This window comes from Agromyces sp. NPDC029043 (assembly GCF_055564615.1).
This window is the reverse complement of record NZ_JBVHVX010000004.1, coordinates 104,279-122,365: the sequence shown is the minus strand read 5'-3', so window position 1 is coordinate 122,365 and position 18,087 is coordinate 104,279. Positions and strand designations below refer to the sequence as shown.

Annotated in this window: 12 protein-coding genes; 3 read left to right on the top strand and 9 right to left on the bottom strand. The window is 71.8% G+C overall.

Going from position 1 to position 18,087, the window contains the following annotated elements; translation table 11 throughout:
- Positions 1-4 precede the first annotated feature (4 nt).
- Positions 5-940 (bottom strand): 1,4-dihydroxy-2-naphthoyl-CoA synthase, encoded by a 936-nt coding sequence (locus ACZ4TW_RS07380; RefSeq protein WP_465541617.1) that lies wholly within the window; start codon positions 938-940, stop codon positions 5-7.
- Positions 941-997: 57 nt separating this feature from the next.
- Between ACZ4TW_RS07380 and ACZ4TW_RS07375 the strand changes: the two genes are divergently transcribed.
- From ACZ4TW_RS07375 to ACZ4TW_RS07365, 3 genes are all read left to right on the top strand, one after another.
- Positions 998-1,951, top strand: a complete 954-nt coding sequence (locus tag ACZ4TW_RS07375; protein ID WP_465541615.1) for an aldo/keto reductase — start codon at positions 998-1,000, stop codon at positions 1,949-1,951.
- A gap of 28 nt (positions 1,952-1,979) precedes the next feature.
- Positions 1,980-2,996, top strand: coding sequence for an o-succinylbenzoate synthase (locus tag ACZ4TW_RS07370; protein ID WP_465541614.1), 1,017 nt, complete (start codon positions 1,980-1,982; stop codon positions 2,994-2,996).
- Positions 2,997-3,187: 191 nt separating this feature from the next.
- Positions 3,188-3,607, top strand: coding sequence for a hypothetical protein (locus ACZ4TW_RS07365; protein WP_465541612.1), 420 nt, complete (start codon positions 3,188-3,190; stop codon positions 3,605-3,607).
- An 80-nt stretch (positions 3,608-3,687) separates the two neighbouring features.
- Here ACZ4TW_RS07365 and pulA read toward each other — a convergent pair whose 3' ends face one another.
- The 8 genes from pulA to ACZ4TW_RS07325 all read right to left on the bottom strand — a co-directional run bounded on the left by pulA (position 3,688) and on the right by ACZ4TW_RS07325 (position 17,997).
- Positions 3,688-9,729 carry a pullulanase-type alpha-1,6-glucosidase gene (gene pulA, locus ACZ4TW_RS07360; protein ID WP_465541611.1) on the bottom strand — a complete coding sequence of 2,014 codons (6,042 nt, stop codon included), beginning with the start codon at positions 9,727-9,729 and terminating at the stop codon, positions 3,688-3,690.
- A 211-nt stretch (positions 9,730-9,940) separates the two neighbouring features.
- Positions 9,941-10,156 carry a hypothetical protein gene (locus ACZ4TW_RS07355; RefSeq protein WP_465541609.1) on the bottom strand — a complete coding sequence of 72 codons (216 nt, stop codon included), beginning with the start codon at positions 10,154-10,156 and terminating at the stop codon, positions 9,941-9,943.
- A 348-nt stretch (positions 10,157-10,504) separates the two neighbouring features.
- Positions 10,505-13,087 (bottom strand): ATP-binding protein, encoded by a 2,583-nt coding sequence (locus ACZ4TW_RS07350; protein WP_465541608.1) that lies wholly within the window; start codon positions 13,085-13,087, stop codon positions 10,505-10,507.
- 69 nt (positions 13,088-13,156) lie between these two features.
- Complete coding sequence (gene ccsB / locus ACZ4TW_RS07345) at positions 13,157-14,179, bottom strand: c-type cytochrome biogenesis protein CcsB (RefSeq protein ID WP_465541864.1); 1,023 nt, start codon at positions 14,177-14,179, stop codon at positions 13,157-13,159.
- A gap of 51 nt (positions 14,180-14,230) precedes the next feature.
- Entirely contained in the window at positions 14,231-16,021 is a 1,791-nt protein-coding gene (resB, locus tag ACZ4TW_RS07340; RefSeq protein ID WP_465541606.1) for a cytochrome c biogenesis protein ResB, read from the bottom strand.
- Positions 15,999-16,751, bottom strand: coding sequence for a cytochrome c biogenesis CcdA family protein (locus tag ACZ4TW_RS07335; RefSeq protein WP_465541604.1), 753 nt, complete (start codon positions 16,749-16,751; stop codon positions 15,999-16,001). The genes resB and ACZ4TW_RS07335 overlap by 23 nt, the downstream gene beginning before the upstream one ends.
- A gap of 14 nt (positions 16,752-16,765) precedes the next feature.
- Positions 16,766-17,353: a TlpA family protein disulfide reductase gene (locus tag ACZ4TW_RS07330; RefSeq protein WP_465541603.1), complete on the bottom strand. Its 588-nt coding sequence runs from the start codon at positions 17,351-17,353 to the stop codon at positions 16,766-16,768.
- Positions 17,353-17,997 carry a histidine phosphatase family protein gene (locus tag ACZ4TW_RS07325; RefSeq protein WP_465541601.1) on the bottom strand — a complete coding sequence of 215 codons (645 nt, stop codon included), beginning with the start codon at positions 17,995-17,997 and terminating at the stop codon, positions 17,353-17,355. Before ACZ4TW_RS07325 ends, ACZ4TW_RS07330 begins: the two co-directional genes overlap by 1 nt.
- Between the last annotated feature and the right edge of the window lie 90 nt (positions 17,998-18,087).

The window sequence follows — 18,087 nt, the reverse complement described above, 5'->3', positions numbered from 1 at the left end:
TGATCTAGTAGTGCCACGGGAACGGCCCCCAGTCGGGGTCGCGCTTCTCGAGGAACGCGTCGCGACCCTCGACCGCCTCGTCGGTTCCGTACGCGAGCCGCGTGGCCTCCCCGGCGAACACCTGCTGGCCGACGAGCCCGTCGTCGATCGCGTTGAACGCGAACTTCAGCATGCGGATGGCCGTGGGCGACTTCGTCAGGATGGTGCGCGCCATCGCGAGCGCCTCGCGCTCGAGGTCGGCGTGCGGCACGACCCGGTTCACCGCGCCCATCTCGTACGCGCGCTCGGCCGAGTACTCCTCGGCGAGGAAGAACACCTCGCGCGCGAACTTCTGCCCGACCTGGCGCGCCATGTAGGCGCTGCCGTATCCGGCGTCGAAGCTGCCGACGTCGGCATCCGTCTGCTTGAAGCGCCCGTGCTCGCGGCTCGCGATCGTGAGGTCGCAGACGACATGCAGCGAGTGCCCGCCGCCGGCGGCCCAGCCCGGCACGACCGCGATCACGACCTTCGGCATGAAGCGGATGAGCCGCTGCACCTCGAGGATGTGGAGGCGCCCCACGGCCGTGTGGCTGCCGCCGGCCCCCTCGACGAGGCCGGTCTCGGCATCGGAGTACTTGTAGCCGTCGCGGCCGCGGATGCGCTGGTCGCCGCCGGAGCAGAACGCCCAGCCGCCGTCCTTCGGGCTCGGGCCGTTGCCGGTCAGGAGCACGACGCCGATGCGCGGGTTCGTGCGGGCGTCCTCGAGTGCGCGATAGAGCTCGTCGACCGAGTGCGGGCGGAACGCGTTGCGCACCTCGGGCCGGTCGAACGCGATGCGCGCGATGCGGCCGTCGGTCGAGTGGTGGTACGTGATGTCGGTGAAACCGCCTGAACCGGTGACGGATGGCGCGGCATCCGTCCACTCGCTCGGATCGAACAGTTCCGACACCTCGCTCGCCATGCCGTCCAGCCTATTCCGGAGCCGGGCGGCGCCGGGTCCGCCCGCTACGGTGGAGCGATGACGGATGTCGCGACACGAACCCTGGGACGCACCGGCCTGACGGTCACCGAGCTGTGCGTCGGCACCAGCCCGCTCGCCAGCATGCCGTACCTCTACGGCCACGAGGTCGGCGAGGAGCGCGCGGTCGAGACCGTGCTCGCGGCGCTCGACAGCCCCATCCGCTTCATCGACACGTCGAACAACTACGGCGAGCACGGCGAGAGCGAGCGCCGAATCGGCGAGGCGCTGCGCCGGGCCGGCGGGCTGCCCGCCGACGTCGTGCTCGCGACGAAGGTCGACCCGCTGCACGGCAGCGACGACTTCTCCGGGCGGCGCGTGCGGCAGTCGCTCGCCGAGAGCCTCGAGCGGCTCGGCGTCGACCGCGTGCCGCTGCTGCACCTGCACGACGCGGAGCGGATCGGCCTCGACGCCGCCCTCGCGCCCGACGGCCCGGTCTCGGCGCTCCGCGAGCTCAAGGCGGAGGGCGCCGTCGACTGGATCGGCCTCGCCGGCGGCACGCTGGCGGTCGCCGCCCCGCTCATGGAGACGGGCGTGTTCGACGTAGTGCTCACGCACAACCGCTACACGCTGCTCGACCGGTCGGCCGACACGCTCATCGACCGGGCGACCGAGCTGGGACTGGGCGTGCTCAACGCCGCGCCGTACGGCGGAGGCCTCCTCGCGAAGGGCCCGGCCGCGACCACGAAGTACGCGTACGGCGAGCGCCCCGACATGCAGGCGGCGGCGGTGCGGATGGCGCAGGCCTGCGCCGAGTTCGACGTGCCGCTGCCCGCCGCCGCGCTGCAGTTCTCCACGCGCGATCCGCGCATCCACTCTACGATCGTCGGGGTGTCGAAGCCCGAGCGCATCGCGCAGACCCTCGAGTCGTATGCGACGCCGATCCCCGACGAGCTGTGGGCGCGGCTCGAGGAGCTCGTGCCGCCTGCCGATACCTGGATCGGCGACCGGTGAGCGGCTCGGCGCTCCATAGACTCGGGGCATGAGCGACGCCGCCGCCGTCCCGCCCCTGCACGACCTGCTCGCGACCGCCCGCGTCGTCGCCCTCCCGCTCGTGACCCGCTTCCGCGGCATCGACGTGCGCGAGGCGCTCCTCCTCGAGGGCCCCGAGGGCTGGACCGAGTTCGCGCCCTTCGCCGAGTACCCCGACGACGAGGCGGCGACGTGGCTGGCCGCGGCGATCGACTTCGGATGGCACGCCACGCCGCCGCCGGTCCGCGATCGCGTGCTCGTGAACGCGACCGTGCCGTCCGTCGACCCCGACGCGGTCCCGTCGGTGCTCGAACGGTTCCCCGGATGCCGCACCGCGAAGGTCAAGGTCGCGGCATCCGACCAGACGCTGGCCCAGGATGTCGCGCGCGTGCGCGCCGTGCGCGAGGCGATGGGACCCGAGGGTCGCATCCGGGTCGACGCGAACGCCGGCTGGAACGTCGACGAGGCCGAGCATGCGATCCACGCGCTCGCCCCCTTCGACCTCGAGTACGTGGAGCAGCCCTGCCCGACGGTCGACGAGCTCGCCGAGATCCGCACGCGCACGAAGTACATGGGCATCCCGATCGCGGCCGACGAGAGCGTCCGCCGCGCCGACGACCCGCTGGCCGTCGCCGAGGCGGGCGCCGCCGACCTCCTCGTGGTCAAGGCGGCGCCGCTCGGCGGGATCCGTCGCGCGCTCGACATCGTCGACCGCGCGGGCCTGCCCGTGGTCGTCTCCAGCGCCCTCGACACGAGCGTCGGCCTCGCGATGGGCGCGCACCTCGCCGCCGCCGTGCGCGACCTCGACTACGACTGCGGCCTCGGCACGGCGTCGTTGCTGGCGGCGGATGTCACGCGCGACCCGCTGCTGCCGGTCGACGGCGCCGTCGACGTCCGCCGGGTCCTGCCCGACCCCGGCCTGCTCGACCGCTACACCGCCGACGAGGAGCGCACGGCCTGGTGGCTCGCGCGACTCGAGCGCTGCCACGCCGTCCTCGCGGCCGCCGGCCCGCCCGGCGCGGAGTGATGCGGGCTCGCGTGATCGCACGGGCGCGCTGCCGCGGCATCCTGTCAAGCCCCAGCATTGGGCATGCAGGAACGGGGACGAGTCTCCGGTAGTCAGGGTGAGCACGGATGTCTCGCGTCGACGAAGACGCGACCGTGGGAGTCGTTGCGCGGAAGACTGCGCGACTCGCAGATCACACGGAGGAAGACCAGATGTTCAGAAGGACCCTGACCAACATCGGCGCGGGCGTCGCGCTCGCCGCTGCGGGCGTGCTCGCCACGGGCGCCGCCGCCTACGCGCACGAGTGCTACAACGCGAACCGCTCCGAGCAGGGCAACGCGGGCGCGTCGAACTCGCAGGCGTGGTACACGCTCGTCGTCGCCGATGTGCTCGGCGGTGAGCTGCCCGCAGACGTCGCGCAGTGCGTCCTCACCGAGTACACCGTCGCCGGCGGGCCCGCCACCTTCACCGTCATGGTCAAGGGAGCGCAGGGCCAGGGCGGCACGATCGCCTCGAACAACCCGCACGTCGAGAAGACCGGCGACGGCTCGGGCATCGACACGATCTTCGGTGCATACGGCGGCGCCATCATCGGCGCATACGAGACCTGCGGAGTTCCGCTTCCCTTCTGAGAGACGAGAACGGGTCCGGGCGGAGGGGCGCACACCCCCTCCGCCCGGACCTCGTCAGGCCGCACCGCGCGCGGCCCGCCTCACCAGAGCAGGATCATCGCCGGGACCGACTGCGATCCGGCGAACCCGTCGCCGCCGCCGAACGACACCTGCACCCAGTGGGCGCCGGGGCCGATCTTCGGCAGCTTCACGCTGAACCCGCCGCGGTCGCGCGACTCGATCGCCTCGGTCGCGACGACCTCGCCGTCGACCAGCACCGAGACGGTACCGACCGGTCGCGAGCCGTCGAGCGCGGTCACCGAACCGGACACGCTGATGGTGCTGCCCGCCTTCGCGACCGACTTGCTCGGCGCCGCGAGCGTCACGGTGGCGACGCCCGCCGGCTCCTGCTCGTCGACGAGCACCGCGGCGGTGCGCGCCGGGAGCGTGAGCGTGCCCGACGCGGCATCCCACGACGTGCCCTTCACGACCTCATCGGCACCGCCGGCCTGCACCTCGTTGAGCGCGAAGTCGCGACCCGCGAGCCCGTCGACCTGCTCGGTGATCGCCTCGGGCGACGCGTTGAAGACGACCAGGGCGCCCTCGAGCTCCTCGTCGACATCGGCGCCGACGAGGTCGTCGATGAGCATCACGATGAGTCCGTCCGTGGCATCCGCCCCGCTGTTCGGGAACGACACCTTCTGCTCGATGAGCTCGGGCGAGCCCAGCTTCAGCAGGTCGACCGACGAGCGCACGCGCAGCAGGTCGAGGGCCGCGGCCTCAGCGGTGGCCATGTCGCCTGCCGCCGGCTTCAGGGCGGGGTCGGCGAGGAGCTCGCGCATGACGGGCCAGTGGTCCTCGTTGTCGGACTTCATGGGCAGGCCGGAGCCGAAGGTCGACTCCTGGCCGGTCCAGTCGATCCGGTTGAACCAGTCCCCGGAGTTGTAGCTGTTGCGGTCGAGCGACTTCGACCGCAACAGCTCGGTGCCCGCGTGCCAGAACGAGGGCGACTGCGAGAAGGTCACCGTCGCGAGCGACAGCGTGTTCATCCGGATGCGGTCGGCCATCGACGTCTCCTGCGGGAGCTTCAACGCCCCGAGGTCGAACAGCGTCTCGTTGTCGTGCGCGTCGACGTAGTTGATGACCTCCTCGGGGTGGTCGGCGTAGCCCGCCGGCGAACCGTTGTAGTCCACCTCGGCGCCGGACTTCACGACACCGTCGGACCCCGTGAACTCGAAGTCGCGCAGGTTGCCGGCGAGGCCGATCTTCACGAGGTCGGTCTGCTCGCCCAGGTCGCGGAGCTGGTCGGCCGGCCGCGTCGGCCTGCCGTTGGGCTCGCCCGCGAGGCCCGTGCCGAAGCCCTGCTCGTACTTCGAGTCGCTCGCCACCGGGCTGCCGCCGTGCACGCCGTCGCGCAGCCGGTCGTTGAAGGTCGCGATGCCGGTGCCGCCGAGCTGGCCCTGCGTGGCCTGCACGAAGCGGGCGTTGTTCGCGACCTCGCCGAAGTTCCAGCCCTCGCCGTAGAGGAACACCTTCGACCCGTCGACGCCGTCCTCCTCGAGCGTGAGCTCGTCGAGCGCGGCACGGATCGCAACCATGTTCGCCTTCGAGTGGTGGCCCATCAGGTCGAAGCGGAAGCCGTCGACCTTGTACTCCTCCACCCAGAGCACGGTCGAGTCGACCATGAGCTTCTGGGCCACGGCGTGCTCGGTCGCGACGTTCTGGCAGCAGGTCGAGGTCTCGACGCCGCCGGTCGCGTTCAGGCGGTGGTAGTAGCCGGGCACGATCTTGTCGAGCACCGACTTCTCCCCCTGGCCCGACTGCGCGGTGTGGTTGTACACCTCGTCGAGCACCACCTGCAGGCCGTTCGCGTGGAGCGCGCCGACCATCTCGCGGAACTCGGCGACGCGGGCTCCGCCCTCGGGGTCGACGGCGTACGAGCCCTCCGGCGCCTGGAAGTGGTACGGGTCGTAGCCCCAGTTGAAGCCGTCGAGGTCGCGGATGCGCTCGATGCACGCCTGCTGCTCCTCCGAGGCCGGGCCGTACGACGCGAGGTCGCAGTCGGGGGTCGCCTGCTGGGTGCGGCGCTCCTCGATGGTCGCGATGTCGAACGTCGGGAGCAGGTGCACGGTGTTGATGCCCGCGTCGGCGAGCTCACGCAGCTGGTCGGTGCCCGCGCTGTCGCGCATGAACGCACGGTACGTGCCGCGCTCGGCCTCGGGCACCGTCTCGTCGGTGATCGAGAAGTCGCGCACGTGCAGCTCGGTGATGGCGCGGTCGACCTGGCGCTCGACGACCGGCGCGGGCGTCTGCGCCCACTGCTCGGGTGCGAGCGACGGGTCGTCGAGGTCGACGACGACGCTGCGCGCCGAGTTCACCGTGAGCGCGACCGAGTAGGGGTCGGTCACCGAGTTCGTCTCGATCTCACCCGTGGTCGGGGCGAAGACCTCGACGAGCCAGCGGTACTCGCTACCGCTCTCGATCGCCGGGCCGGCAACCGACCAGGCACCGGATGCCGCGTCGAACGTCGCCGGGAGCACCTGCGGGTCGCCGGTGGCGCCGGCCTCCCACAGCTGGAGCGACACCGTTCGCGCCGTCGGCGCCCAGACGCTCAGCGTCGGCGCGTCGGTCTCGAACGAGGCGCCGAGCGCGGCGGAGGCCGCACCCTCCGCGTAGAGGTCGTCGAGCACGCCGGGCAGCTGCACGCCCGTGAGGGCGGTCAGCGTGTCGCCGTCGCGCTGCGCGACCTGCAGCTCCTCGGTCACGAGCGAGGCGACGGCCTCGCGATCGAGCCCGGCGGGCCGCAGGGCGACGTAGCCCGCGAGGTGCGGGAACGCCGCGGCGAGCTCGTCGCCGATGCCGGCCGGGTCGTGGGCGAGCTCGATCGGCTCGCCACCGCCAGTCACGGCGCCGTCGGCGACCGCGAGCCCGGCATCGGCCGAGTGCTGGAGCGACCACGACAGGTCGGCGGCCTCGGCGCCCCCGAGCAGCGACGGCGGCCACGCCAGCGTGTTCGCGTCGAGCCAGTACGCGCGTTGCGTGCCGGTTCCCGCGAGCGGCGGGTCGGCGACGACCACGTCGAGCACGTGCGTCGCGAGCGTGTACCGGAACGTCACGAGCTTGCCCGTGGTCGCGCTGAACGAGATGTTCGCGCCGTTGCGCACGCCGTCGGCGCCGTAGTTCTCGTCCCACGAGAGGCCGTGCGCGACCTTCAGCTCGTAGTTCCCGGTCGGCAGCTGGTCGGTCGCGAACTCGTAGACGCCGTCCTTGTCGCCGTCCTGCGCGAACGTGACCATGCAGCCGGGCGACCAGTCGGCCGGGCAGCCGAGCTCGGACTGCAGGCTGCCGGGCAGGGTCACGATCGGGCCCTCGGCGGTCGAGGAGAACACCTTGGTGCGCGGGTCCCAGTAGAACGTGACCGGCTTCGTGCCATCCGTCGTGTAGGTGACGTTGGCGCCGTCCTGCACGCCGTTCGCGCCGTAGTTCAGCGACCAGTTGCCGTTGATCGCGACCTTGTACTGGTAGGTGCCGGCCGGGATCTGGAACGTGCCCGCGTAGATGCCGTCGGCGCGCTGGGTGAGCTTGGCCGCCTCGCAGCCGGGAGCCCAGTCGCCCGCGCAGCCCATCTCGGAGTTGTGCTCGCCGGGGACCGTGACGAGACCGATCTCGGGCTCGGGCTCCTCCTCGACGACGAGGGTGACCGGGTTGCCGACCGACGCGTAGGTCGATGCCGCGGCGCGGTTGCCCGCGGCATCCGTCGAGATCGCGCGGTACTCGACGAGGGTGCCCTTCGCGAGCCCGGCCGTGTCGTGGAACACCCGCGGCGTGGTGTCCTCGGCGGTGCCGAGCGGCGTCCACTCCTCGGAGCCGGCGACGCGCCACGCGAAGCTCGTCTCCTGCCAGGTCGCGTCGGCGACATCGGCCGAGACGGGGGTCACGCCGGTGACGCCGGCGCCCGCGGCGGGCACGTCGACGGCGATCGCGGATGCCGCGTCGGGGGCGGTCACCTGGCGGTCGGCCTTCAGCACGATCGCGCCCAGTGCCGGCACGGCGACGGATGCGACGCCCTCGGCGTTCGCGGTGATTCCGGGACCGTCGGTGCCGTACAGCGGCGTGAAGACGCCGTCGGCGGTGAGCGTCGAGACGTCGACCGCCTTCGCCTCGGCCGCGTTGTTCACCGCGACGAGGTACTCGACCTTCTCGTCGCGGTCGACGCGGCTGAACGCGTAGACGCCCGCGCCATCCGTCGCGTACCGCTCGATCTGAGCGCCCTGGTCGAGCGCCGGGTGCGCGTCGCGGAGCTCGGCGAGGGCCGCGATGTGCTGGTACAGCGGCGCGTCGGTGCCGTAGCGGTCGACGCTGCCGGCGTTTCCGCCGGTCACGAGCGGCTGGTTCACGTATTCCGCGACCTCGCTCGCGAAGAGCGTCTGGCGTGCGTCCTTGTCGCCGCCGGTGCCGGCGAAGCCCTGCTCGTCGCCGTAGTAGACGACCGGCTGGCCGCGCGTGAGGTACATGAGCTCGTGCGCGAGCTCGTCGCGCTCGAGCGCGTTGCCCGTCGAGGCGAGGAAGTGGCCCACCCGGCCCATGTCGTGGTTGCCGAGGAAGGTCGGCAGTGCCGTGGCCGACGAGTCGGGCGTCGTGTAGTAGTCGTCGCCCGCGAACAGCGACTGCAGGTTCTTCGCGCTGTTGCCCGACGCGTACGAGACGGCCTGCGACTGGAACGTGAAGTCGAGCACCGAGTTCATGTCGGTCTTGCGCACGTACGGCGAGAGCTTCACGGGGTCGGCGTCGTAGACCTCGCCGAACATGAAGAAGTCGGGCTTGCCCTGCTCGTGGGCGTAGTCGAGCACCTCGGCCGACCACTGCTCCCAGAACTCGAAGTTCACGTGCTTGGCCGTGTCGATGCGGAAGCCGTCGATGCCGAGGTCGATCCACGTCTGGTACACGTCGACGAAGCCGTCCACCACGGTGGGGTGCTCGGTCATGAGGTCGTCGAGGCCGACGAAGTCCCCGAGCGTCACCGACTCGCCCGACCAGGTCGAGTCGCCGCGGTTGTGGTACAGCGTCGGGTCGTTGAGCCAGGCCGGGACCTTGAGCTCGGCGTCCTCGGTGCGCACGACCGGCGTGTACGGGAAGCTCGTGGCCGGGTCGAGCGCCGGGAACGGCTTCGAGCCGTCGGCGTACTCGGCCGGGTCGAACACCGCGCCCGCTGCATCGCGATACGGCTCGGTCTTCTGGTCGATGTACGAGTACTGCTGCTCCTCGTAGTCGATCACGTCGGCCGTGTGGTTCGTGATGATGTCGAAGTAGACCTTGATGCCTTTGGCGTGCGCCTCGCCGATGAGCGCCTCGAGCTCGGCGTTCGTGCCGAGGTGCGGGTCGATCTGGGTGAAGTCGGTGATCCAGTAGCCGTGGTAGCCGGCGCTCGCGTTCGCGCCCTCGCCCTGCACCGGGCGGTTCGTGAAGCTCGGCGTGAGCCAGATCGCAGTGGTGCCCAAGCCGTCGATGTAGTCGAGCCGGTCGCGCAGGCCCTGGATGTCGCCGCCGTGGTAGAAGCCCTTGTCGGTGGGGTCGAACCCGTGCGCGAGCCGGTCGCCCTCGATGCCGGCGGTGTCGTTCGCCTCGTCGCCGTTGGCGAACCGGTCCGTCATGACGAAGTAGAAGTTCTCGGTGCTGCCCGGCTGGCGTGCCGGTGCGGCGACGAGCGCGGCATCCGTCGCGCCGTCGTAGGCGCCGCGGGTCTCGAGCAGTTCGAGGCCCACGCGCTTCTGCGCGTCGTCGAACACGACGCGCACGTCGGTGTCGCCGCCGACGGTCAGCGGGATGTTGTCGCCGCCGCCGTCGAGGCCCCACGAGTCGTCCCACGCGTCGTTCGCGGCGACCTTGTACTCCCACGACCCTGCGGGGACGGTGAACTCGGCGGCGTACACGCCGGCCGTGTCGGTCGGCAGCAGGTGCGTCGCCTCGCAGGCGGGTTGCCAGTCCGCCGAGCACCCGAGTTCGGACTGCAGCGAGCCGACGAGAGCGAACGTGTCGCCCTCCTCGGCCGCCGCTCCGACGGGTACGACGGCGAGCACGGATGCCGCGACGACGCCCGTCACCCCCAGTGCCAGCCAACTGCGAGCGCGCGCTCGATGCGTCATCTTCGACTCCCGATTCCCCGGCACGACCGCGTGCCTGAACGACATTGGGAGCGACGCTATCGCGAGCGGGATCCTTAATGCAAGCGTTTACAATTCCTCAGAAACTCGTCGAGCAATGCTCGGCGGCCAAGCCGTCTGGACCGGGAGCAACGCTTCGCAAGCGCTTGCGAGGCCGCGGGGCGGATCTCGCCCCGCGGCCCCACTCCGAGGGTCACAGCACGCGACCCACCGCGACGGTGCGGAAGTTCTCCGCGCGCAGCCGATCGGCCTCGCGCTGCAGTTCGTGGAGCTCTCGAGGATCCAGCTCATCGAGCCCGGTGGAGCGAGCGCGCGACAGCGCGAGCGCGGCGCGGCGGAGGATGCGGCCGGGCAGCGTCCAACGGCGGATCCGACTGGTGGCGGCTGGGGCGATGATCGCAGTGTTCATGTCGACGTCTCTCGGTCGATGGGGATGGTGGTGGGGAGGTGAGCCGCCTGACGGCGGGCCGGGTCAGCGGGAAAGGGTCGGCGTGCGGCGGTAGCCGTCACGACGGAACTGGACGGATGCGCCGGTGACCGCCGCCGCAGCGAGCAGTCCCAGCGCGATCATCGTTGCGAGCATGTCGCCCTCCTCTCCGTCTGGATCCGTGGCCCCGATCGGGCACATCTCCGTTGTACGGCGGAAGGGCATGGCGGATCGTCGGGGACGACTACTGAGATCACGCTGCGCGCATACCGAGATCGAGGCCGGCGACCCCTGAGCGCGGGCGGCTGCGGATGGCGGCGGGCCGGCGAATCAGCCCGCCTGTTCGAGCACCTCGGGCGCGAGCCGTGCCGCCTCGCCGCGGGTCGCGACGCCGAGCTTGGCGAGCACGGCGGCGACGTGCGTGTCGACCGTGCGGACGGAGAGGACGAGCCGATCGGCGATCTCGGCGTTCGTGAGCCCGTCAGCGACGAGGCGGAGCACCTCGACCTGCCTGGCGGTGAGTCCGGCCGGGTTGCCGCGGGTCATCGTGGACGGTCCACGCGGGATGCTGCGGACGCCGCGCTCGCGCAGGAGGGAGCGGACGATGCGCGCGAGCGGGGCCGCGTCGAGCCGGTCGAGGATGGCGAGTGCGGCGACGAGGTCCTCGTCGTGAGGGCTCTCGGCGAGCGCCGCCGCCTCGTGGTAGGGCGCCCCGGCGGCATGCCAGAGTTCCGCGGCGCCCCGCCAGTCGCCCCGGGCCTGCACCGCGAACGGGTGGTCATCGTCGTCGGCGACGTCGACGTCGTCTCCGGCCCGGCGCAGCAGGTACGCGAGCTCGGCTCGCAGCGACCTGGCGTCGAGGCGATCCGCCTCGTCGAACTCCGGGCGCGCGAGCGCGCGCGCCCGCGCGCGATCGCCGCGCAGGAGCGCCGCCTCGGCGCGCGCCGCCGCCACCGGCCCGCGCCGCTGCAGCTCGCCGAGCCGGACCGCGAGCCGCCAGGCCTCCTCGAGCAACTCCTCGCCGTCTCCGTCGCCACGCCGGATCGCCACGGTGCCGGCCACCGTCAGCGCGACGCAGCGGGCGTGCGGTGCCTCGATCTCGCGATCGAGCCTCTGCAGCGCGTCATCCCACCTGGCGCGGGCGAGGTCGAGCCGCGCCTGCTCCATCTGCTGGTAGGTGACGAATCCGATGAACTCCGCGCGCTCCGAGATCTCGAGGGCGCGCTCGAGGTAGTGATCGGCGAGGTCGAGACGGTACTGATCGAGCAGCCCCCACACGAGGTTGACCGACGCGCGCGCCGCGTCCTCGATGTCGTCGACCGCCAGGGCGACCTCGGCGGCCTCGACCAGCTCGGCCATGCCCGCGTCGTCGGCGACGTACATGAGCGCCGTGCCGTGGTTGTTCAGCGCGTGCGAGAGCACTCCGGCGTCGCCCGTCTCCCGGGCGATGTCGATGGCGAGGCCGGAGAGCTCGATGGCCCGCGGAGTCTGGTGCGCGAGCAGCGCCAGCTGCGCCTCGTTGCTCAACGCCATGGCGTAGAGGCTCGGGTCGCCGGCATCGACGAGCACTGCAGACGCCTCGCGCGCCGCGGCCTCGGCGGCGGCCCGGTGCCCGGCGAACCACTGGAAACGTGACAGCCATCGCCAGCTCGCGCCCAGTCGGAGCGGGTCGCCCAACTGCCGGCGCAGTGCGATCGCATCGGACTGGGGGGCGACGGCCTCCTCCGCGAAGCCGATCGTGTACGCCTCGATCGCGTACTCCTCGAGCAGGTCGGCGCGCTCCGGGGGCGGATACCGGTCGGCGTGGTCCCGGACCACTCGGTAGTGCTCGGCGGCCTGCCGATGCGCGCCGGATGCCGCGGCATCCCGAGCCGCGCGCGGCGCCCATTCGGCGACGACCTCGAGGTCGCCGGCCGCGAGCGCGTGGTGCACGAGCCTGGCGGGATCGATCCCGCCGGATTCGAGGAGCGCCGCGAGCACCCGACGCTCCAGCTCGATGCGGTGCGAGGCCGGAAGCCCGTCGACCACGGCGCGCCGCGTGAGCTCGTGGCGGAAGCGGACGCCGTCGGGCTGCACCACGAGGAGGCCGCCCTCCTCGGCCGCCCGGAGCGCGCCGGCTCCGCCCGGGACGAGCCGGGCGAGCAGGTTCGCGTCGACGGCGGATGGAACGACGGCCAGCTGCTCGACGTGCTCCTGCGTCGGAGCATCCAGCCGTCTGAGGCGGCCGGTCACGGCATCGACCACGGTCGGCGGCACGCTGACCTCGTCGGCCGAGGCGACGATCTCGCTGACGAAGTACGGGTTCCCCTCGGTGAGGGCGACGACACGGTCGACGTCGAGGCCGCTGCCGGCGGTGAGCTCGCCGACGGCCCCACGTGAGAGGCGCCGCGGCGCGATGCGGTCGACCCGGTCGCCATGCCCGAGGTCGCCGAGCAGGCGGCTCAGGGGGTGGTCGCGATCGAGCTCGTCGCGGTAGGTCAGGACCAGCACGGCGGGGAGGTCGTCGATCCGCCGCGCGAGGAAGCGAAGCGCGTCGAGCGTCGCCTCATCGGCCCACTGCGCGTCCTCGACGACGAGGACCGTCGCCGGCGTACCCGAGAGCTCCTCGCGCAGCGCGTCGAAGACCTCCTCGCGGTCACCCGCTCGGAGCGCCTGCCCGAGCCGGGGTCCGACCGCCGCGGTCAGGTCGCGGAGGGGCCCGAGCGGGCGCGGAGTGGACATCGCGTCGCACGAGCCGAGCAGCACGCGCACGCCGTCGGGCGGGGCGGCCCGCAGCGCGTGCACGAGCGTCGACTTGCCGATGCCCGCCTCGCCGTGCAGCAGCACAACACGGCCGCGCGACGCGGCCGCCGCGCGCGCCGCGGATCGCAGCGCGTCGAGTTCCCGGTCGCGCTCGAGCAGTGCCCGCCCCATGCAGCGATCGTGCCCGCGACCCGCGAGGATCGCAACCGCGCGGCCCCCGAGCGGCCGTGCGCGGGCGGATCAGAGACCCGAGTAGGCGTGCAGTCCCTTGAAGAACAGGTTCACGACGGTGAAGTTGAACAGCACCGCCGAGAAGCCGATGATCGCGAGCCATGCCGAGCGCGTGCCGCGCCAGCCGCGGGTCGCGCGCGCGTGGATGTAGCCGGCGTAGACCACCCAGATGATGAAGGTCCACACCTCCTTGGTGTCCCAGCCCCAGTAGCGGCCCCACGCCTTCTCGGCCCAGATCGCGCCGGCCATCAGCGTGAACGTCCACAGGATGAAGCCCACGATGTTCACGCGGTACGCGAGGTTCTCGAGCGCCGCCGCGGTGGGCAGCGTCGCGAGGAACGACTTCTTGACGGCATCGGCAGTGGCGGCGATCGCCTCGCGCCGCGCCTGCATGAGCTGCACGACCGACAGCGCGAAGCCGAGCGCGAAGAACCCGACCGACGCGGTCGCCACGAACACGTGGATCACGAGCCACACCGACTGCAGCGCCGGCGGCAGCGGCACGACGCTCACGTAGAAGTTCACGGTCGCGACCCCGAGCAGCACCAGCACGAGCCCCGTGATGAACGTGCCGAGGAAGCGCAGGTCGGTCTTCGAGATCACCAGCACCAGGAGGTAGACCGTCGTGACGACGAGCGTGCCCGTCAGCGCGAACTCGTACATGTTCGCCCACGGCACGCGCTCGGCGGCGATGCCGCGCAGCACGGTCGCACCGAGATGCAGCAGCCACGCGATCACCGTCATCGCGACGGCCACGCGCAGCACCGGCGAACGCCCGTAGGCGACCGGCTCGGATGTCGCAGCGCCGGCCTTCGCGGACCCAGCGCGACCGCCGGCACCGGTTGCGGCCTTCGGCGCGGTGGCGCCCGTACGCCCTCCGGCCCCGGCGAGGACCTCGACCCGCGCGGAGGCGGGCGCGGACGCGGGCTCGGGGGTGGCCGCGGACGCGGTGTCGGTCACCGCCGCCGACGCGGCCGACCGCTTCGCGAGGTCGATCGAGTACGCGATGAACGCGATCGCGTACACCGCCATGGCCGAGTACACCGCGATGATGGAGATCTCGTCGAGCGTCACCGTTCTACCTTACGTCGAAGAAGTTTCGTTGCCGGTGGTGGTCATGAGCGGGTGCGCGTGCTCGTCCGCGAACTCCTCGACGGCACGCTCGAGGCCCGGGTCGTCGCCGCGCGCGAGGCCGGCGTACTCGAGCACGACCGTGCCATCCGGCTTCGTCACCGCCTTGACCCACATGCGTCGGCGCGGCACGAACAGCGACAGCAGCAGTCCGCCGATGATGAGCACCGCGAACACGAGCACCCAGCCCTGCGACGGGTCGTGGTGCACGTCGAACGAGGCGAAGCGCGGCACGGACCGCGAGAAGTCCTCGGCCGCGGCATCCGGGGTCGCGGTCTCGAACTCGACCGTGCCGAGGCCGTTCGGCAGCTCCGTGGACTCGCCGGGCATGAGCTCGACCGAGTCGACGCCCGTCTCACCGCCGGTGAGCTGCTCCATCCCGGTCGTGTCGAGCTGGTACACCGACCGCGGCGTGCCCTCGTCGATGCCGAGGTCGCCCGAGTACACGTTGAGCGTCAGCACCGGGTAGACGAGGTCGGGGTAGGTCGAGGTGTACGCGCCCGAGGGGAGCGTCGACTGCGTGGGGTAGAAGAAGCCGACCATGCCGATCTGCTCGTCGAGCCCGTCGGGCACCTTCACGACGCCGATCGAGGTGAGGTTCGCATCCTGCGGCAGGAACGGGATCGAGTCGGTGAACACGATCTCGCCGTCGGGGTCGCGCACCGTGATCGTCGGCGCGTAGCCGTTGCCGAGCAGGTACACGTCGGTCCCGTATTCGTACAGCGGCTCGTTCACCTTGACCTGGTGCTCGGCATCGCCGTCGGAGCCCGAGACGGTCACTCGCGCCGTGAAGTCGATCGCCTGGCCCAGCGCATCTCGGTTCTCGGTCTCGTAGACGGCGTCGAGCTCGTCGAGCGTCAGCCGGTACGGGGTGAGCCGGGAGTCGTCGAAGAAGCGGCCCGGGTTGAACGAGTCGTACGCCGCGAGCGTGTTCACGAACGACTGCCCCTCGACGATCACGCGCTGGCCCGAGAAGCCGAAGCCGCCGCCGATCGCGACCGCGACGAGCACGCCGACGAGGGCCGTGTGGAAGACGAGGTTGCCGGTCTCGCGGAGGTACCCGCGCTCGGCCGACACGGATGGCGCACCGCGCGAGTCGTACCGCTCGACCCGGTAGCCCGACTTCCTCAGGGCCGCCGCGGCCCGCTCGATCGCGGCCTCGGGCGTCTCGGTCTCGACCGCCGGCCCCGCCGCTGCCGCGCTCCCGGCTGCGAGCGGCCGCTCGGTGTACGCCGACAGCCGCGACAACCGCGCGGGCGTCTTCGGCGGTCGCGCTCGCAGCGCCTCGAAGTGGTGCTTGGTGCGCGGCACGATGCACCCGATCAGCGACACGAACAGCAGCAGGTAGATCGCCGAGAACCACACCGAGGTGTACACGTCGAACATCTGGAAGCCGTCGAGCACCGGCGCGAGGTCGGGGTTGTCGGCGAAATACTGCACGACGCCGTTCGGGTCGCTCGACCGCTGCGGCACGAGCGAGCCCGGCACCGCGGCGATGGCCAGCAGGAGCAGGAGCAGCAGTGCCGTGCGCATGCTCGTGAGCTGGCGCCATCCGAATCGCAGCCACTCGACCGGACCGAGCTTCGGCGAGGTGACCGGGCCGGCAGCGCCGCCCGACCCGGCGACCTCGGCCGGCCCCGCCGAGCCGTCGTCGTAGTCGGCCGGCCGCAGCGGGTCGACGCCCGTGCTGCGCGCGGACGCGGCATCCGCTCGCCCGGTCTCAGATCGCGGGGACGAAACCACTGATCACCGCCTGCAACTCGTACATCCAGATGGTCCAGAGGCCCGACACCATGAGCAGGCCGATCGCGATGAGCAGCCCGCCGCCGATGAGGTTCACCGCGCGGATGTGCCGGCGCACGAACGCCAGCGCGTTCGCGGCCCAGCCGAAGCCGAACGCGACGAGCACGAACGGGATGCCGAGCCCGATGCAGTACGCCAGCCCGAGCAGCGCGCCCCGGCCCGCCGAGCCCGAGTCGGCGCTGAGCGTGAGCACGACCGCGAGCGTCGGGCCGATGCAGGGCGTCCAGCCGAGGCCGAAGACCACGCCCAGCAGCGGCGCGCCCGCGAGCCCGGTCGCCGGGCGCCACGACGGCTTGAACGTGCGCTGCAGGAACGTGAACTGCCCGATGAACACCAGGCCGAGCCCGATGAGCAGCACGCCGGCGACCCGGATGATCGCGTCGGAGTACCGCGCGAGCCAGGCCCCGAGCGCGCCGAACGTCGTGGTGAAGACGAGGAACACCAGCGTGAAGCCCGCGATGAACAGCAGCACGCCGAGCAGCAGCCGGCGACGCGCGCGACGCTGCTCGGCCGCTTCGGCGCTGGCGTCGGCGAACCCGCCGAGGTAGCCGAGGTAGCCGGGGACGAGCGGCAGCACGCACGGGGACAGGAACGACACGAGTCCCGCCGCGATCGCGATCGGCACGGCCGCGAGCAACTGCCCGTTCAGGATGACCTGGCTGATGTCCATGCGCGCGGGGCCGACTACGCCTGCTCGGCGATGACGTCGCGCACGATGGTCTCGAGGATCGACGCGTCCTTCAGCTGGCCGAGGATGCGTGCCGCGACGCGGCCCTCGGCGTCGAGCACGATCGTGGTCGGCACCGCTGCGGGCGGCACCTCGCCCGCGAACGCGTACTGCACGGCGCCGTCGTTCACGTCGACGATCGACGGGTACGTGATGCCGTAGTTCTCCTCGAAGGATGCCGCGGTCGCGGCCTGGTCACGCACGTTCACGCCGACGAACGATGCGCCGCTCCCGTCGAACTCCTCGGAGACCTCCTGCAGCAGCGGCGCCTCGGCACGGCATGGCGCACACCCGGCGTACCAGAAGTTCACGACCGCGACCTGGCCGACGAGGTCGGCGGAATCGAGCGCCTCGCCCTCGATGGTCTCGCCCGCGAACTCGATCGGCTCGCCGCGCTCGTCGGCGGGGAACTCGGCGATCGTGCCGTCGCCGGCGATGTAGCCCTTGTTGCCGCCCTCGCGGTACTGCTCGGCGAGCGGGTCGCTCGAACACCCCGCGAGGAGCAGGGCGGATGCCGCGGCGAGCGCGATCAGGCGCGAGCGCATCACACCGCCCCCACGTCGGTCGCCTGCTCCTGGAGCCCGGCAGCCGGGTCGCGATAGCCGACCTCGACGAAGCGGCGGCCGCGGCGCTCGAACGTCGTGATGCTCGAGAGCGCGCAGCGGCGTCGGCGCGGGTCGTGCGCGAGCGACTTGCCGGCGACTCGGCGGTGCGCCATCCAGATCGGCAGCTGATGGCTCACCATCACGACGTCGCCCTCCTCGACGGAGTCGGCGGCATCGGACATGGCCGCGAGCATGCGACCGGCGATGGATCCGAACGGCTCACCCCAGCTCGGCTCCCACGGGTTCACGAGGAAGACCCAGTTGCGCACGTCGCGGAGCGCGGAGTCGGGCCCCGCCATCCGCTTGCCCTCGAACCGATTCGTCGGCTCGATGATGCGGTCGTCGAGCGCCGGCTCGAGCGAGAACGCCTTCGCGATCGGCTCGGCCGACTGCTGCGTGCGCTGGAGCGGCGAGGAGACCAGCGAGGCGACGTGGCGCTTGCGCATGACGAGGTCGACCGCGGCGGCCTCGGCCATCGCGCGACCGAGGTCGCTGAGGCCGAACCCGGGGAGACGGCCGTACAGCACGCCCTGCGGGTTGAAGACCTCGCCGTGGCGCACGAGATGGATCTGCTCGGCCGGCACGCCCTCCAGTCTACGAAGCGGTTCCCTTTGAAAGCGCCGAGCGTCGTCCCGGTGGGCCAGGAGCCGCGGCTGCGGCGATCGAGACCCCGG

Bases quoted from the DNA above. Each gene is read 5' to 3' on its own strand.
- ACZ4TW_RS07330 (WP_465541603.1), bottom strand. From the start codon at position 17,353: ATGCGCTCGCGCCTGATCGCGCTCGCCGCGGCATCCGCCCTGCTCCTC.
- ccsB (WP_465541864.1), bottom strand. From the start codon at position 14,179: ATGGCGGTGTACGCGATCGCGTTCATCGCGTACTCGATCGACCTCGCG.
- ACZ4TW_RS07370 (WP_465541614.1), top strand. From the start codon at position 1,980: ATGAGCGACGCCGCCGCCGTCCCGCCCCTGCACGACCTGCTCGCGACC.
- ACZ4TW_RS07335 (WP_465541604.1), bottom strand. From the start codon at position 16,751: ATGGACATCAGCCAGGTCATCCTGAACGGGCAGTTGCTCGCGGCCGTG.
- ACZ4TW_RS07350 (WP_465541608.1), bottom strand. From the start codon at position 13,087: ATGGGGCGGGCACTGCTCGAGCGCGACCGGGAACTCGACGCGCTGCGA.
- pulA (WP_465541611.1), bottom strand. From the start codon at position 9,729: ATGACGCATCGAGCGCGCGCTCGCAGTTGGCTGGCACTGGGGGTGACG.
- ACZ4TW_RS07365 (WP_465541612.1), top strand. From the start codon at position 3,188: ATGTTCAGAAGGACCCTGACCAACATCGGCGCGGGCGTCGCGCTCGCC.
- ACZ4TW_RS07375 (WP_465541615.1), top strand. From the start codon at position 998: ATGACGGATGTCGCGACACGAACCCTGGGACGCACCGGCCTGACGGTC.
- ACZ4TW_RS07380 (WP_465541617.1), bottom strand. From the start codon at position 940: ATGGCGAGCGAGGTGTCGGAACTGTTCGATCCGAGCGAGTGGACGGAT.
- ACZ4TW_RS07355 (WP_465541609.1), bottom strand. From the start codon at position 10,156: ATGAACACTGCGATCATCGCCCCAGCCGCCACCAGTCGGATCCGCCGT.